Below are 16,346 nucleotides of genomic sequence, written 5' to 3'. Positions count from 1 at the left end.
TTATTAGCCAATGCGTGTTGGTAAAATATCTTTAAGCTTAGCATGAGTTTTTTCAAACAAATCCACTGTTGCAGCCCAATCGATACATGCATCTGTTACTGACACACCGTAAGCAAGCTCTGATTTTGGTAAATCTGAACTTTGGTTACCAGCATTTAAATTACTTTCCAGCATAAGCCCTATGATTGATTTATTACCTTCACAAATTTGATTAACAACGTTCTCAGCAACCAATGGTTGACGGTTGTGATCTTTGCTCGAATTTGCATGAGAACAATCTACAACCAATGCCTGCTCCAACTTTGCTTTATCTAGGCTTTGCTCACACATAGCAACATTAACAGAATCATAATTAGGTTGTTGACCACCACGTAAGATAACGTGCCCATCAGGGTTTCCTGAGGTTTTAAGTAGGGCTACTTGGCCTTCTTTATTAATGCCCATAAAACGGTGTGATGAAGCAGCCGATTGCATCGCATTAATTGCAACACCTAATGAACCATTCGTACCATTTTTAAAACCAATTGGCATTGATAAACCACTTGCCATTTCACGGTGTGTTTGTGATTCTGTAGTTCGTGCACCAATAGCAGACCAACTGAATAATTCAGCTAAGTATTGTGGCGAAATTGGGTCTAATGCTTCGGTTGCTAATGGTAAGCCCAGCTCTGTTAAGTAAATAAGCAGTTCACGTGCGGTTTCTAAGCCAGCAGCTACATCAAAGCTACCATCCATGTGAGGATCGTTAATTAACCCTTTCCAGCCAACGGTAGTGCGTGGTTTCTCAAAGTAAACACGCATAACAATGTATAAAGTATCTTTATACTTATCATGCAACTCTTTGAGTTTACGACCATACTCTTTTGCCGCTTCGACATCATGGACCGAACATGGGCCCGAAATCACCAACAGACGAGAGTCTTGTTTGTGAATAATGTTTGAAATCACCTCACGTGAATTTAAAATAAATTCCCGGTCAGATTGGCTCAATGGTAATTTTTCTTTTAACTGGTTTGGAGTAATTAAGACTTCTTCTGAATTAACATGAACGTCGTTAAGTTTGCTAGTGTGCATAGTTTTTCCGATATAAGTTTTGTTGTTGATTGAAAATTTTTAAAATTAATAAGATACAGCAGGGGGTACTAAATAAAATTTAGTAATAAAGATAGGTATAGCGATAATATCGGAGGTTTAAATTTTGAATTTGCATATCTTTCTATTAATTATACGAACCAGAAATTATAAGGTCTGGCCAAAACTCGCATGCTCTAAAACAGAGCTGATAGGTATTTGTAGCAGTTTTTAGTTTATGCTGGCAAGTTTTATTTTTATACAAATTGTAATTACATATATCAAAGTAGGTTTTTTAACGAAAAACGGAGGCTTACACCTCCGTTGTAACAATAAACTCTCGTAAAAGATCTACAGAGTCTAACGAAGTAATCGACGTTCGATTAAGTCTTCTACGACGCTGGGATCTGCCAGTGTAGAAGTATCACCTAAAGTTCCTAAGTCATTCTCAGCAATTTTACGCAAAATACGGCGCATTATCTTTCCTGAACGAGTTTTTGGTAATCCTGGTGCCCATTGAATTAGATCTGGCTTTGAAAAACTGCCTAATTCCTTTGCAACCAATGCTTTAAGTTCACTGATAAGCTCTTCACTTTCAACTTCATCATGCATCAAGGTGACATAGGCATAAACGCCCTGGCCTTTAATATCATGAGGGTAACCGACAACGGCAGCTTCAGAAATTTTAGGGTGAAGTACTAACGCACTTTCAATTTCAGCGGTACCTAAACGATGCCCCGAAACATTTAACACATCATCAATGCGGCCTAAGATCCAATAATATCCATCCTTATCTCGTTGCACGCCATCGCCAGTATAGTAGTAACCAGCACATTGGCTAAAATAAGTTTGATGAAAACGATCATGATCGCCATACAAGGTGCGCATCTGTCCAGGCCAACTGCCCTTCATCACTAATGCACCTCGCGCTTCACCACTTTGCTCGTTACCTTCTTTATCGATAATTACTGGTTGAACACCAAAGAAAGGTAATCCAGCAGCCCCAGGTTTCATACCAGCAGAGCCAGGTAGTGACGTAATTAAAATACCGCCGGTTTCAGTTTGCCACCAGGTATCAACAATTGGGCAATTACTTTTGCCAACAATTTCATAATACCAATGCCAAGCCTCTGGATTTATTGGCTCACCCACTGTGCCTAACAGACGCAGAGATGATAAATCTTTATCTAAAACATATTCATCACCTATGCCCATTAATGCTCTGATGGCAGTAGGAGCTGTGTAAAACACGTTAATTTTATGACGCTGTACCATATCCCAACAACGACCTGCATCAGGGTATGTTGGTACACCTTCAAATACCAACGTTGTTGCACCATTAGCTAACGGACCATAAAAAATATAACTGTGACCGGTGATCCAACCAGCATCAGCAGTACACCAGTAAATATCGCCGTCACGGTAATCAAATACGTATTTATGTGTCATGGCAGCATATAACAGATAACCACCACAAGTATGGACAACGCCCTTAGGAGCACCTGTTGAGCCGGATGTATAAAGGATAAATAACGGATCTTCTGCGTCCATAACTTCTGGTTCACATACTGCAGAAACTGAACTCATCGCTTGCTGATAATTTACATCTATTTCATCATTCCAAGCGACATCAGCACCAGTGCGAGCAACAACAACTACCGAATGAACATTAGGGCAGTCGCTTACTGCAGTATCTACATTGGCTTTTAAAGGGATAACCTTGCCGCCACGAACACTTTCATCAGCAGTGATCACAACCTTACAATCAGCGGCTTGAATTCGAGCTTTGATTGACTCTGTAGAAAAACCACCAAATACAACGGAATGTACTGCACCAATGCGGGCACAGGCTAACATGGCATAACCAACTTCGGGGATCATTGGCATATAAATACACACGGTATCGCCCTTTTTAACACCTCGCTGTTTTAATACGTTGGCAAACTTACATACTTGTTCATGCAGCTCATTATAAGAAATGTTTCTGGTATCGCTGGGTTCATCACCTTCGAATATAATCGCCGTTTGCTCACCGCGCTCTTTTAAGTGGCGATCTATACAATTATAACTAACGTTTAATTGGCCACCTTTGAACCACTCAATATCAGCTCGATTAAAGTCAACGTTGCTTACCCGATCAAACGGTTTATACCAATCTAAAAATTCATTAGCTTGCTCGCTCCAGAATTTATCAGGATCAGTAATCGATTGTTGATACATCGCTTTGTATGTTGGTTCATCCAAATAACTATGTGATTTTGCAGCATCTTTTATCGGATAAAACTTTTCTAATTCGTTCATTTAATTCGCCTGATGGTGTTTCATGTTATTGATTATAAATTGTAATATAAAAATTTAAGAGGTATTCACAGTTAACAAACATAGAATATTTTCAACATTTTATATATTACATTTTTGTAATAGCATATATAAAACCACAAAATGACAGCGCTGTCATCTGTATTTTACATTTTATTGAAATAAAATTGCTACCAATCCTTTTCATATTTATTACATTTTTCATCGCAAAATTACGATATCATGTTATAACTTTATATTATTAAAAGAATTTTAGGTTTTGAAATTTAAGATGAAAAAGTTATCAATACTCAGCCTGCTTGTACTTATTAGTGCTTGTCATTCAAATGCAAATTTCAAAAGCGCAAACCAGATCAAACCTCACCTTGATGCAGCAATTATCAACGAGCCCGAGGCACCAACAGAAACAGCACCAGTGTCAGCTCAGCCATTTGTTTATTTTGATTTCAACTCCAGTGAACTTAATGAAGACAGCATGAAAGTTCTTAATACTCACCTAGAGGCAATGAAATCGCTTAAAAATGGGCAAATTGTATTACAAGGGCATACCGACCTGGTTGGTGGAGAAGACTTCAACTATAACCTAGGTAAGGAGCGAGCATTATCAGTTTGGGTGTATTTGGTTAATGCTGGCGTTGAGAAGGAACGATTAACGCCTACAACTATGGGCAAAGGCGATCCTAAACGTCAAAATAGTAACCCTAAAACCGATCGCCATGTGGAAATTATTTATTAATAGCTTCTGTAACAAATAACATCCTTTAAAGGCCAGTTTATAACTGGCTTTTCCTTTTTTAAATTATTGACTTTATAAGTATGCTACAAGAATTTAAACCTAAACCCTATGTTACACCACAAGGTCACTATCTATCCTTAGTTTTAATCAGCCTAATTACGGCCATTGTTAGCCTGGTTTTAGGCTATTTAGTCTTTATAAATATTGTACAACTGCTATGTTTTATCTTATTTGCAATGGTTTGGGCAGCGCGACATCACCCTTCATTAATCATTACTGACACAGAGATAATTAGCCGTAATAGTCATACAGTGTATTGGCATTTTCCTGTTGCTGAATATGCTCATATTAAACGCATTGACAAGGTTACGTTGCTTGTTGATGAGCAAGGGCAATCGTATGAAACGGCAAACAGTAATTTTACCGAAAAGCGCTGGCAAGAAATTGAAGAAGCGTTAAATATGTTAACTTAGGCAGGGATAACCTTTGAATAAATTAGCTCTTCGAGGATTACGTCCGAATAAATTCGGACCAACGATATATTTTAAACTTGCAGCTTAAAATTTATGGTTTTAAAAATAGCTTATACCGAAAAGACGCCGAATCAATAGCCATCCTTTACAAATCTATTACCATGATTCACACGATGTGATGAATACCGTGATCACATGGATGTGAATGAACGGTCCTTGGCGATTTGCATTCCATCATTTTCAGCAAGGATGCTGTATATGCAATTATGCATGGACGCTTTAATAATTGTCCCTGAAGTTACAAATCTAATGCCATCCTTGGCGATTTGCATTCCATCATCCCTGAAGTAAAAACAAAAAATTGCTCCTGCATTTTTGTCATATAGGCCATCCATGGCCAAAAAAAAGGCTGCCCTTAGGCAGCCTTTTTTTGGAACAAGTAATAAATTACTTACCCAACTTCTCTTTAATACGTGCTTTCTTACCAGAAAGTTCACGTAGATAGTAAAGTTTGGCTTGACGTACATCACCACGACGTTTAACTGAAATTTCAGCAACAATTGGGCTATGTGTCTGGAATACACGCTCTACACCTTCACCGTTCGAGATTTTACGAACAGTAAAAGCAGAATGCAATCCGCGGTTTTTCTTAGCGATTACAACACCTTCAAATGCTTGAAGACGTTCTTTGTTACCTTCTTTTACTTTAACTTTAACAACTAAAGTATCACCAGGGGCAAACGCTGGTACGTCAGTTTTCATTTGCTCTTGTTCGAGCTGATTAATGATATTACTCATAATACACCTTTCTTCCTAGGTTACACTGCTACTATTTGCCGGATTTGGGCTTCTGCTTAATAAGCTTCAGCATTTTATCCTGCTCGGCAGTCAGAGCTAGGTTTGTTAGTAATTCTGGACGTCGAGTCCAGGTTCTTTCTAAAGACTGTTGCATACGCCATTGGCGAATATGTTCATGATTACCACTAAGCAAAACTTTAGGTACAGATTTATTATCCAGAACTTCTGGCCTTGTGTAATGTGGACAATCTAATAAACCGTCAGAAAATGAATCCTGCTCAGCCGATTGATTATGCCCTAATACACCAGGTACAAATCGTGCAACTGCATCGATTAAGGTCATTGCCGGTAATTCACCGCCAGTTAACACAAAATCGCCGATAGACCATTCTTCGTCGATATCCGACTCGATTAATCTTTCGTCAATGCCCTCATAACGCCCGGCAATTAATACCAATGACTTATGAGTCGATAATTCACGTACACCCGCTTGGTCAAGCTTTCGTCCCTGTGGCGAAAGGTAGATCACATGCGCATCATCACCTGCCGATTGTTTGGCAGCTTTAATGGCATCTCGTAATGGTTGTACCATCATAAGCATTCCCGGACCACCGCCATAAGGACGATCATCAACGGTACGATGCTTATCGTTAGTAAACTCTCTAGGATTCCATGTTTGGAAATCTATCAAGCCATTACGAATCGCTCTTCCTGTCACCCCAGACTCAGTGATAGCAGTAAACATTTCAGGAAAAAGGCTTATCACCTCTATCCGCATTTTACTATTAGTCATTGAGTTAGAAACCTGGGTCCCAGTCCACGTCAATTTGTTTCGAGTCAAGTGAAACAGTTTTGATCACTTGCTCATCAAGGTAAGGAATTAACCTTTCCTTTTTGCCAAACGCATCAGTGCGATTAGCTTTAACTACCAGTACATCGTTTGAGCCGGTTTCCATGATGTCAGTTACTTTACCCAGGTTATAACCAGAGGTATTCACCACATCCATACCGATTAGATCGCGCCAGTAAAACTCACCTTCTGGTAATTCTGGCAGTAGATCACTCGCTACTGTAATTTCAGCACCAGTTCTTAACTGAGCTTCGTTACGGTCACTAATGTCAGCAAATTTAGCAATTAAGCTATTTGAATGGCGACGCCATTCACTTACTGTTACTGTTAGTTTTTTGCCATTAAGATTTAACACCCAAGGGCTATAATCGAAAATTGCTTCTGGAGAATCGGCAAAAGAATGAATTTTTAACCAACCTTTAATGCCGTAAACAGCACCAATTTTTCCAAGGATGACTTCTTTTTCCATGTTTTACTAATTCTCTTTATTCAATTTCAATAAGTTAATTAAGCCGCAGAAGCGTCTTTAACTAACTTTGCAACACGGTCAGAAACCGTAGCACCTTGACCAACCCAGTGGTTGATACGGTCAAGATCTAAACGAAGTTTTTCCGCTTGACCTTGTGCAGTAGGGTTGAAGAAACCAACTTTCTCGATGAAACGACCATCGCGAGAGTTACGGCTGTCAGCAACAACCACTGTAAAAAATGGACGCTTTTTCGCGCCGCCACGAGCTAAACGAATGGTTACCATACCGTCCTCTATATTTAAGTTATAAAACGAATTTTCCAGACACTTTCTTACCACTAGGGAAAGAAAAGCTCGCAGATTTTACGCTTTTACAGCTAAATTGCAACTTAAATGCGACTTTAACGGTAAAATAATCGAAAAAAACAAGCTAATCGCTAAAATCTAAGATAAAATCCGGCCTCATTTACAAATTAGTACTGTTTAACTACTAATTTCAGCAGATCGCAACCGGTTAAAACAATCTTATTATGCCAACAGCAGCAAGCAGCAATATAAAAGGTTTAAGCTTAGCTTTAACTACAGCAGTAATGTGGGGTTTACTACCTTTAGCCCTGACCAGTGTTTTACAGCTTATGGATTCCTACACCATCACCTGGTACCGATTCTTTTTTGCTGCCATCTTTGTTTCTTTTATGCTTTATAAGAAGAATAAGATCCCAACTGCTATTTTTAAAAACAAAAGTTTGTTTAAACGTTTGTTTTTAGCTGCGATATTTTTATCGCTAAATTACATCTTATATTTATCAGCCTTATATTATGTGCCTGCAGAAACAGCACAAATGCTGATCCAGATGGCACCATTTATGATGCTTGTCGGCAGCGTGTTTTTCTTAAAAGAATCGTTTAGCCGAGGTCAAATGGTTGGCTCTGTTGTACTTATATCAGGCTTGGTGTTGTTCTTTAATCAACAGTTCAGTAATGCAGGAGAGCTTGATAGTGATAATTTCATCACCGGGTTTATCATTATGCTTGGCGCATCTTCTACCTGGGCAATTTATGCTATTTTGCAAAAGAAAATGCTGAACCACTTTAGCTCAAACCAAATAATGTGGTTTATTTATTTATTTTCCAGCTTGTTCTTTTTACCGGTAGCCTCGCCTGCAGAGATTGGTTCATTAAACTTAATCGCAATAGTATTATTAATTTTTTGTTGTGCAAACACTTTAATCGCTTACGGTACTTTTGCCGAATCACTAGAGTATTGGCCAGCATCGAAAGTAAGTGCAGTATTAGCGATCACACCATTATTAACCGTACTGTTTGCAACTATTGCCGAGAAAATTTGGCCTGAAATGTTCAGTGCGCAGTCATTAAACAACCTTGCCTATATTGGTGCTTGCTTAGTTGTATTAGGCTCTATGCTTACTGCATTAGGAAATAAAATTCTAACTAAAGACAATTTTAGAGCATTAAAGCGTTTGGTAAGAATATAACTTTAGGATGAAAGCCAAGTACAAGATTAAGTACTTGGCTTTAATTGAAAGTATTAATTAGCGTAATCACTGTAGATTGGATTAGAGTTTAACGCTTTTTGTGAGCCTTTAAGTGAGAAGTTATATCCACATAGGCCAAAATTACCGCGTCTTGCTAACGACCTCACCACTGAAGCCGTATCTAATGGTGAAAAGTTTGCGTAATAGCTGCCTGAGTCTTCTACCACAACATTAATGGTTCTGACTTTATCGCCATTATTAAACTCAATAACTTCACAACTATCGTCACCTGTCGCACTTGCTTGTGACCAAATTTCACCTTCACGAATTAAATCAGCTTGCCAATGCACAATTAGACCTTCGTTTTGATCTAACAATAAATAAAACTCATCAGGCATTGCCAATAACTGTTGACGTTGTGTAACTGCAGTTTCTGGCTTAGCTGCTTGTTGCTCAGCGGTTTGCGCTTCACTATCTGCAGTCATTGCATTGTTGATAAAAGGTAAGCTGGTAATAACAGCACTGATAAATAAAATGAATATTCCAGCGGCAACCGCAATTTTTTGATTTGCTATTAACCACTTGTGTATAAACAAAGCTAAATCATTACTTGCTTGCCTAGGTGGTTGTGTAGCAGGTTGCTCTACATTTTCTGGCTCGATTGATGGCGCATAAAAACTTAACTCATCATCCTGTTGGTTTGTTACGCCAAATAAACTTGGTTCAATTCTATTTGATAATGGTTTTCGCTCTACCTTTACCGGCTCTGATAACTCACTAAGATCGACGGGTCCACAATACCCCATAACATATACTTGTGGAGCAAAAGACGGTAATGAAAATAAATACAAACTCGCCATTACCGGTAATATTAGTAATACATAACTGGTTGCCGACGGGATTAAAATAATCACTAAGAATGACAAAAATGTAACAATGCTCGTTAGCCATGCTGTCATTGAACGTTTATGGCTATCTCTACAACGACGTATGCCTGCAGCAAAATAAACAATGGTGATGAGCACTAAAAGAATTAACTTTGCAGTTAGAGAGGATAAAATAACGCCGTTAAATAAAAAGAAAACGGCCAAGCAACAGATGCTGATAGCAAAATAACGCTCTGAATTATCTAAGCCTTTGAAACAAAAAAGAGATTTTATTAACTGCACTTACTGAATGCCTTTGGAAATTGGAAGTTGAACTCGTTTAAACATACTACATGAGAGTAATGGATAGCTCAAACTGAGATTTTTAAGCTTGTTATATCGCGTTATAACGTCAGAATGAATTCACCCTTAGGGGATTACGACCGAATAAATTCGGACCAACCATTACTTACATTTGGTTGGGTGAATTTATTCGTGTGTAATTCAGTGAAACAAGCCTTACTTGCGGAACATACCGCCAGGGCCGCCCATACCACCCATGCCGCCCATTCCACCTGGTGGCATCATGCCTTGCATTGAGCGCATCATTTTTTTCATGCCGCCTTTGCCAGACATTTTTTTCATCATTTTTTGCATTTGGGTAAATTGCTTAAGCAACTTATTCACATCTTGAATTTGTGTTCCTGAACCGGCAGCAATTCTACGTTTACGTGAGCCTTTAATAATATCAGGGCGTTCACGTTCACCTGGTGTCATCGAATTGATGATAGCTTCCATGCGTATGGTAACTTTATCATCCATTTGACCTTTAACTTGCTCAGACATATTACCCATACCCGGTAATTTATCCATCATGCCCATCATGCCACCCATGCTTTTCATTTGCACAAGTTGATCACGAAAATCTTCTAAGCTGAACCCTTTACCACTTTTAACTTTTTTAGCTAACTGTTCCGCTTTTTTCTTATCAACTTTTTGCTCAACTTCTTCAATAAGTGATAACACATCACCCATTCCAAGAATTCGAGACGCTACACGATCTGGGTGAAACGGTTCTAAGGCGTCAGTTTTTTCACCAACCCCCATAAACTTAATTGGCTTACCAGTAATGTGACGAATTGATAGCGCCGCACCACCACGAGCATCACCATCGGTCTTGGTTAAGATAACACCGGTTAATGGTAAAGCGTCGTTAAATGCTTTTGCCGTGTTGGCAGCATCTTGACCAGTCATGGCATCAACGACAAATAACGTTTCTACTGGGTTGATGTTGGAATGTAATTGTTTAATTTCATCCATCATCTCGCCGTCTACGTGTAAACGACCCGCAGTATCAACAATCACCACATCACAAAACTGTTTCTTTGCATGATCTATTGCGCTATTAGCAATAGCCGTAGGTTTTTGAGAAATATCACTTGGGAAAAACTCAACATCAACTTCGCCGGCTAATGTTTCAAGCTGTTTAATGGCGGCAGGACGATAAACATCGGCGCTCACCACTAAGACTTTTTTCTTTTCGCGTTCTTTTAAGAATTTAGCTAATTTGGCAACAGAGGTCGTTTTACCCGCACCTTGTAAACCCGCCATTAAGATAATTGCCGGAGGCGTTGCTTTTAAGTCTAGCGCTTCATTAGCTTGACCCATTGCCGATTCAAGTTCAGTACGAACTATTTTTACGAAAATTTGCCCTGGAGATAAACTTTTCGAAACTTCTTGGCCAACAGCTCTTTCTTTTACATTGGCGATAAATTCACGAATAACCGGTAAAGCTACGTCGGCTTCTAATAGAGCCATACGCACTTCGCGCAAGGTGTCTTTAATGTTGTCTTCGGTAAGACGACCACGACCACTGATATTCTTCAGGGTTTTGGATAAACGATCGGAGAGATTCTCAAACATAGTCTAATTACTTTAAATAGTGAAATATCGATATAATGTTAGCTATTATACCCGCACGAATAATAAGCGAAAGCATAAAATCAACAAACCTTAGCGTTGTACGGTTAAAAGCGTTAATTTTTCAAAAAACTAGGGTACAATCAACTTAGTATTAATTCTTAACTATTAATAGTAATAAAAATATCATTTTCAACCATACAGAAGTAATTTATGGATATTGTCAGCCAATTAGCGAGTAATTTATTAGACTTAACCAACGAAGCTAGCCCATGGTTATTGCTAGGTTTAATCATTGCCGGTTTAATGAAGTCTTTTGTTCCTACGCAAATTTTGAGCAAGCATTTAGGTCATGGCAAGCTTGCCATAGTAAAAGCGGCATTTATTGGTGCCCCTCTTCCCCTTTGTTCATGTGGTGTAATTCCTGTAGCAACACAGCTTAAGCGCTCGGGTGCATCATCTCCCGCTACGTCGGCCTTTTTAGTCGCCACGCCAGAAACTGGGGTTGATTCAGTATCAGTTTCCTATGCATTGCTTGGCCCAATAATGGCGATATACCGTCCATTTGCTGCGATTTTGTCGGCTATATTTACAGGCTTTCTGGTAAATACCAGTAAAGAACAAGAGACTGTGGCAACTGGAGAGGTTAAATCTTGTTGTGCAAGCGATAACAATACCGAAGAGCACCAGCACAAAGAGGAAGCAGCGACAAGTTGTTGCGCCTCTAAAACCGCCCCAAAATCTGATTCAATGCTGACAAAATCGATGCAAGGGATTAAATATGGTTTTACCCAGTTAATTGATGATTTAGTTATCTGGTTGTTTATCGGTTTGGTGTTTGCAACTTTAGTTCGTACTTTTTTACCACCAGAGTTTTTATTAAGCTACGGTAGTGGTTTAATTGCTATGTTGATAATGATCGCCATTTCTATTCCAATGTATATTTGTGCTACAGCATCTACCCCTATCGCTGCGGGCTTTATTTTGGCTGGTATTTCTCCAGGAACCGCATTGGTATTTATGATGGCAGGCCCAGCAACAAATATATCTACCTTAGGCGTGATCAAAAAAGAAATGGGTTCCAGTGTACTGGTTCGTTATTTAATGGGGATATCTATTTCAGCAATTAGCTTTGGCTATTGTTTAGATATTGCATTAGGTGCTTTTAACGTTAGTATCATTGAGCAAATGAGCCATAGTCACGAAATGTTACCTAATTGGTTTGCATTAAGCTGTACAATATTATTAGTGAGTATGGCAATTAAACCATTTCGCCGCTTATTCATTAAATAATATTAGCTATAGATATTGGTATTGTTTATTATCTCAACTAGATAATAAATATAGTTTTTATATTAAATATAAAATAATAACCCTCTTACAGGAGTAAACGGTGGATTTAGTCAGTTTTCTCACCATTGCCGTTATCACATTATATGTGGCTGCCGCTTTAGCTGTTTCATCAAAATTATTTGACACGACAGGCCCTAACCCGAAAGTATACTTAACGCTTGGTTGTATGGCTGTTGTTGGTCACAGCTTATTATTATCAAAAAATATTTTCTTTCATAACGATGTAGATTTCAGCTTAGTTAATGTCATTGCTTTAGTCGCATTCATTATTTCTTTTTCAGTTACATTAATTTCGATTCGCTTTAAAGCGAATTTAATTTTGCCAGTGGTATATGCATTTTCAGCCATTTTACATACAGTGTTGTTTTTTGTTCCTGAAGATCACCACTTAGTAATTGATCCAACTAAAATCCCGTTAGTGATTCATATAACGTTAGCGTTATTATCTTATGGTATTTTAGTAATCGCGACGTTATATGCTTTCCAGGTAAGCTATATAAACTACAAATTAAAATCTAAAAAAATTAGCGCGGTTAATCACTTACCACCTTTAATGCAAGTTGAAGGACAATTATTCTCGATCATGTTTGCCGGTATAATCTGCTTAATCCTGTCACAAGCCGTTGGCCTGGTATTTATCGAAAGTTTTTTTGCGCCAGAATCATTACATAAGACACTTTTGTCGTTATTTGCTTTAGCAATTTATCTGATCATTATGCGTGGTCATTACAAAATGGGCTGGCGTGGCAATAAAGTATTAGTACTGTCTGTAGTGGCAACATCATTGTTAACGTTATCGTACTTTGGTAGCAGATTTGTAAAAGAGTTTCTCTTATCTTAGAAGTTAAGGTATAAGTATATTGTGAAGTGATGTTTAAAATATTACTTCACATCATTTTGGCAACATAGGGCCCCATTTTTGGACAACATATCTACAAGTATGCTTTTTAGCATACTCGGTTTACTCGTTTTACTCTCCGCTTATTTTTCTAGCTCAGAAACAGGCATGATGTCGATTAATCGCTATCGCCTGCGCCATTTAGAGCAAAAAAAACACAAAGGTGCAAAACGAGTCAGTACACTATTAGCCAGACCTGATAGATTAATCGGCTTAATTTTAATTGGTAACAACTTAGTAAATATCGCGGCATCGGCAATAGCGACCATTATTGGTATACGTTTGTTTGGTGATGTTGGGGTTTTATATGCCACCATTATTTTAACGTTAGTGATCCTTATCTTTGCAGAAGTTACGCCTAAAACCTTAGCGGCCTTGTACCCTGAAAAAGTTGCCTTCCCTAGTTCAATAATATTAAAACTATTACTAAAAGTAATGTTCCCATTTGTGGTGGCACTTAACTGGATCACCAATGGCATATTAGTGTTACTTCGTATTAGCCCAGAGCAGAGAGAAGAGCACAGCTTAAGCTCTGAAGAACTGCGGACCGTTGTGAATGAATCAAGTGCGTTGTTGCCAGCTCGCGATCAAGATATGTTGGTAAGCATTCTCGATTTAGAAAAAGTAACGGTTGAAGATATCATGATCCCGCGCAGTGAGATTCAGGGCATTGATATCAATGACCATTGGAAAGATATCCAAAAGCAATTAACTCATGCCAATCATACGCGGGTAATATTATACCGTGACAGTATCGATGATGTTGTCGGTTACGTACATATGCGTGACGCGGTTAAAATGCTATCTAAAAACCAATTTAGCAAAGCAACCTTGTTGCGTTCCGTGAGAGAAATGTACTTTATTCCTGAGGGTACTCCACTTAATGTGCAACTGTTGAAGTTTCAGCACGCAAAAGAACGTTTAGGTCTAGTTGTTGACGAGTATGGCGATATTCAGGGCTTAGTGACGCTGGAGGATATTTTAGAAGAAATTGTTGGTGACTTCACCACCACAATGGAACCAGCACCAAGTGATGAAGTGAACGCTCAGCCAGATGGTAGTTTCCTGGTTGATGGTACTGCAAACGTTAGAGACATCAACAAAGAGATGAATTGGACTCTGCCAATTGATGGCCCGAAAACATTGAACGGTTTAATACTTGAATATTTTGAAGAAATTCCAGAGCCAAACATCAGTATGCGAATTGCTGGTTATCCAATGGAAATAATTGATGTAAATGACAACATGATCAAATCAGTAAGAATCATGCCTGCTCATTATCAAGTTCGATTTGAATAATTTTGTATTAATGCCGTCCGTGGCAATTCTAAGTTAATTCAAGAAAGCTGCAAATGCAGCTTTTTTTATACTTCAAAAAGAACACCTATTTAGCTGACCAAAACTGGTATGACCTTCCCTTGTAAATTTAACCTGTATAGATTAGATTGGATTACCTAATTTATAATTTAACTTTTATATGTCTGATTCGTTTGATTTTATTATCGTAGGTGGCGGCTCGTCTGGTTGTGTTTTAGCCAATCGACTTAGTGAATGTGGCCAATATACTGTGTGCTTGATAGAGCCGGGAGGCACTAATAATAATCCTTTGGTAAACATTCCCATTGGCACCGCAGCCTTGATGCGTTTAAAGAAGTTTAATTACTGTTTGGAATCGACGAAACAGGAGCAACAAAATAACCGTACCATTTATAATCCCAGAGGTAAGGGATTAGGTGGTAGTAGTGCAATAAATGCAATGCTATATACCCGTGGCCAACGTGAAGATTATGATGAATGGCAAGCGCTAGGTAATCATGGTTGGGGTTATGATGATGTACTGCCCTACTTTATTAATACTGAATCGCAAGAACGTATAGTAGACAAATACCACGGTAAAACAGGCGGTTTGAATGTGGCCGACTCACGCTCTTCACACCCAATAGGAGCTGACTTCATTCAAGCAGGCATAAACGCCGGCTACTCCTTTAATCCTGACTTTAATGGAGCCAAACAAGGCGGCGTTGGCTATTATCAAGTTACCCAAAAAGACGGCCTGCGTTTTAGCGCTGCAAAAGCATTTTTAACACCGGCAAAAACTCGTAAAAATTTAACGGTGTTAACCCATAGCAAAGTATCTAAAGTATTAATTAAAGATAAAGTAGCCTATGGCGTGCAATACCAACATCCAAACAGCGTACTTACCCTAACAGCCAATAAAGAAGTTATTTTATCTGCCGGGGCAATTCATAGTCCGCAGTTGCTAATGTTAAGTGGCATAGGTAATAAAGACGAACTTGAACCTTTAAACGTTCAAGTAAAACATGACTTAAAAGGAGTCGGAAAAAACCTGCAAGATCACGTAGATGCAATTATCGTTAATCGTCATAAACGAGAAAACTTGATCAGTTTCCAACCTAAGCCTTTTATTAATTTAGCTAAACAGTGCTTACGGTTTTATAAACACAAAACAGGTACCCTAACTTCAAGTTTGGTTGAAACTGGTGGCTTTACAGCATTAAACGGTGATCCAAATGCCAGACCAGATATTCAGTGGCAATTAATCGCTGGTGCGATGGATGATCATGGCCGAAATATTAAAATGTTTTTTGAGCAAGGGTTGTCAATGCATGTTTGTTTACTTCGTCCTAAAAGCAGAGGCTGCATATCCTTAAAAGATAATGACATCAACAGCTCACCGTTAATTAATGGCAATTTACTCAGCCATGATGACGATATAAATGACATGGTAAAAGCGGTACGCTTGACCCGAGAGCTGATGACAACACAACCGCTTGCAGCTAATAATAAAGGTGAGATATCTCCAGGCGAAGCTGTGCAAACCGATGCGCAGATTATTGAATTTTTAAAAGCAAAATCGAATAATATCTATCATCCCGTAGGTAGCTGCAAAATGGGCAATGATGACATGGCCGTGGTTAATAATCGTTTACAGGTGCATGGAATTTCAAAGTTAAGAGTTGCAGATGCCTCTATCATGCCGACCATTGTTAGTGCTAACACCAATGCCCCGTGTATTATGATTGGTGCAAAGGCCGCAGATATGATTTTGGGCGATAATTAATATCAAGAGTTAAGAC

The 16,346-nt window shown here is 38.7% G+C and carries 15 protein-coding genes; 7 read left to right on the top strand and 8 right to left on the bottom strand.

Annotated elements, in window-relative coordinates; genetic code table 11:
* Positions 1-3: 3 nt before the first annotated feature.
* Together RI845_RS04920 and acs are read right to left on the bottom strand one after the other, a co-directional pair.
* Complete coding sequence (locus RI845_RS04920) at positions 4-1,074, bottom strand: 3-deoxy-7-phosphoheptulonate synthase (RefSeq protein ID WP_348388632.1); 1,071 nt, start codon at positions 1,072-1,074, stop codon at positions 4-6.
* 357 nt (positions 1,075-1,431) lie between these two features.
* A complete protein-coding gene (acs, locus tag RI845_RS04915; protein ID WP_348388631.1) occupies positions 1,432-3,372 on the bottom strand; it encodes an acetate--CoA ligase in 1,941 nt (646 codons plus the stop codon).
* 289 nt (positions 3,373-3,661) lie between these two features.
* Between acs and RI845_RS04910 the strand changes: the two genes are divergently transcribed.
* Positions 3,662-4,126, top strand: coding sequence for an OmpA family protein (locus RI845_RS04910; RefSeq protein WP_348388630.1), 465 nt, complete (start codon positions 3,662-3,664; stop codon positions 4,124-4,126).
* Positions 4,127-4,206: 80 nt separating this feature from the next.
* On the top strand, positions 4,207-4,599 hold the full coding sequence (locus RI845_RS04905; RefSeq protein ID WP_348388629.1) for a hypothetical protein: 393 nt from the start codon (positions 4,207-4,209) through the stop codon (positions 4,597-4,599).
* 447 nt (positions 4,600-5,046) lie between these two features.
* On the opposite strand, the gene rplS is transcribed toward RI845_RS04905, so the two are convergent.
* From rplS to rpsP, 4 genes are read right to left on the bottom strand one after another with little or no spacing between them, the layout of a single operon-like run.
* Positions 5,047-5,397 (bottom strand): 50S ribosomal protein L19, encoded by a 351-nt coding sequence (rplS, locus tag RI845_RS04900; RefSeq protein WP_348388628.1) that lies wholly within the window; start codon positions 5,395-5,397, stop codon positions 5,047-5,049.
* A 31-nt stretch (positions 5,398-5,428) separates the two neighbouring features.
* The gene (gene trmD / locus RI845_RS04895; protein ID WP_405054118.1) at positions 5,429-6,175 is read right to left on the bottom strand and encodes a tRNA (guanosine(37)-N1)-methyltransferase TrmD; all 747 of its coding nucleotides are present in this window, start codon (positions 6,173-6,175) and stop codon (positions 5,429-5,431) included.
* A 19-nt stretch (positions 6,176-6,194) separates the two neighbouring features.
* Positions 6,195-6,716 (bottom strand): ribosome maturation factor RimM, encoded by a 522-nt coding sequence (gene rimM, locus RI845_RS04890; RefSeq protein ID WP_348388626.1) that lies wholly within the window; start codon positions 6,714-6,716, stop codon positions 6,195-6,197.
* A gap of 38 nt (positions 6,717-6,754) precedes the next feature.
* The gene (gene rpsP, locus RI845_RS04885; RefSeq protein WP_033078455.1) at positions 6,755-7,000 is read right to left on the bottom strand and encodes a 30S ribosomal protein S16; all 246 of its coding nucleotides are present in this window, start codon (positions 6,998-7,000) and stop codon (positions 6,755-6,757) included.
* Between the two features lie 245 nt (positions 7,001-7,245).
* Here rpsP and RI845_RS04880 point away from each other — a divergent pair, with 245 nt between their 5' ends.
* Positions 7,246-8,211, top strand: coding sequence for a DMT family transporter (locus RI845_RS04880; protein ID WP_348388625.1), 966 nt, complete (start codon positions 7,246-7,248; stop codon positions 8,209-8,211).
* Between the two features lie 53 nt (positions 8,212-8,264).
* Here the strand turns inward: RI845_RS04880 and RI845_RS04875 are convergent, their stop codons facing one another.
* Entirely contained in the window at positions 8,265-9,380 is a 1,116-nt protein-coding gene (locus RI845_RS04875) for a hypothetical protein (protein ID WP_348388624.1), read from the bottom strand.
* Between the two features lie 216 nt (positions 9,381-9,596).
* Complete coding sequence (gene ffh, locus RI845_RS04870) at positions 9,597-11,000, bottom strand: signal recognition particle protein (RefSeq protein WP_348388623.1); 1,404 nt, start codon at positions 10,998-11,000, stop codon at positions 9,597-9,599.
* Between the two features lie 210 nt (positions 11,001-11,210).
* Here ffh and RI845_RS04865 point away from each other — a divergent pair, with 210 nt between their 5' ends.
* The 4 genes from RI845_RS04865 to RI845_RS04850 all read left to right on the top strand — a co-directional run bounded on the left by RI845_RS04865 (position 11,211) and on the right by RI845_RS04850 (position 16,330).
* Positions 11,211-12,290 carry an SO_0444 family Cu/Zn efflux transporter gene (locus tag RI845_RS04865; protein WP_348388622.1) on the top strand — a complete coding sequence of 360 codons (1,080 nt, stop codon included), beginning with the start codon at positions 11,211-11,213 and terminating at the stop codon, positions 12,288-12,290.
* A 100-nt stretch (positions 12,291-12,390) separates the two neighbouring features.
* Positions 12,391-13,191: a cytochrome C assembly family protein gene (locus RI845_RS04860; RefSeq protein ID WP_348388621.1), complete on the top strand. Its 801-nt coding sequence runs from the start codon at positions 12,391-12,393 to the stop codon at positions 13,189-13,191.
* 78 nt (positions 13,192-13,269) lie between these two features.
* Positions 13,270-14,547, top strand: coding sequence for an HlyC/CorC family transporter (locus RI845_RS04855; RefSeq protein ID WP_348388620.1), 1,278 nt, complete (start codon positions 13,270-13,272; stop codon positions 14,545-14,547).
* Between the two features lie 178 nt (positions 14,548-14,725).
* Entirely contained in the window at positions 14,726-16,330 is a 1,605-nt protein-coding gene (locus RI845_RS04850; RefSeq protein ID WP_348388619.1) for a GMC family oxidoreductase, read from the top strand.
* Positions 16,331-16,346: the final 16 nt, after the last annotated feature.

The sequence above is a fragment of the Thalassotalea nanhaiensis genome, from assembly GCF_031583575.1.
Lineage (GTDB): Bacteria > Pseudomonadota > Gammaproteobacteria > Enterobacterales > Alteromonadaceae > Thalassotalea_A > Thalassotalea_A nanhaiensis.
Note: the sequence above shows the minus strand (reverse complement) of the source record. Positions and strands in the feature narration are given on the sequence as shown.

Coding starts and splice junctions, on each gene's coding strand:
- RI845_RS04920 (WP_348388632.1), bottom strand. CDS start 1,074: ATGCACACTAGCAAACTTAACGACGTTCATGTTAATTCAGAAGAAGTC.
- ffh (WP_348388623.1), bottom strand. CDS start 11,000: ATGTTTGAGAATCTCTCCGATCGTTTATCCAAAACCCTGAAGAATATC.
- RI845_RS04850 (WP_348388619.1), top strand. CDS start 14,726: ATGTCTGATTCGTTTGATTTTATTATCGTAGGTGGCGGCTCGTCTGGT.
- rplS (WP_348388628.1), bottom strand. CDS start 5,397: ATGAGTAATATCATTAATCAGCTCGAACAAGAGCAAATGAAAACTGAC.
- rpsP (WP_033078455.1), bottom strand. CDS start 7,000: ATGGTAACCATTCGTTTAGCTCGTGGCGGCGCGAAAAAGCGTCCATTT.
- rimM (WP_348388626.1), bottom strand. CDS start 6,716: ATGGAAAAAGAAGTCATCCTTGGAAAAATTGGTGCTGTTTACGGCATT.
- trmD (WP_405054118.1), bottom strand. CDS start 6,175: ATGCGGATAGAGGTGATAAGCCTTTTTCCTGAAATGTTTACTGCTATC.
- RI845_RS04905 (WP_348388629.1), top strand. CDS start 4,207: ATGCTACAAGAATTTAAACCTAAACCCTATGTTACACCACAAGGTCAC.
- RI845_RS04865 (WP_348388622.1), top strand. CDS start 11,211: ATGGATATTGTCAGCCAATTAGCGAGTAATTTATTAGACTTAACCAAC.
- RI845_RS04910 (WP_348388630.1), top strand. CDS start 3,662: ATGAAAAAGTTATCAATACTCAGCCTGCTTGTACTTATTAGTGCTTGT.
- RI845_RS04880 (WP_348388625.1), top strand. CDS start 7,246: ATGCCAACAGCAGCAAGCAGCAATATAAAAGGTTTAAGCTTAGCTTTA.
- acs (WP_348388631.1), bottom strand. CDS start 3,372: ATGAACGAATTAGAAAAGTTTTATCCGATAAAAGATGCTGCAAAATCA.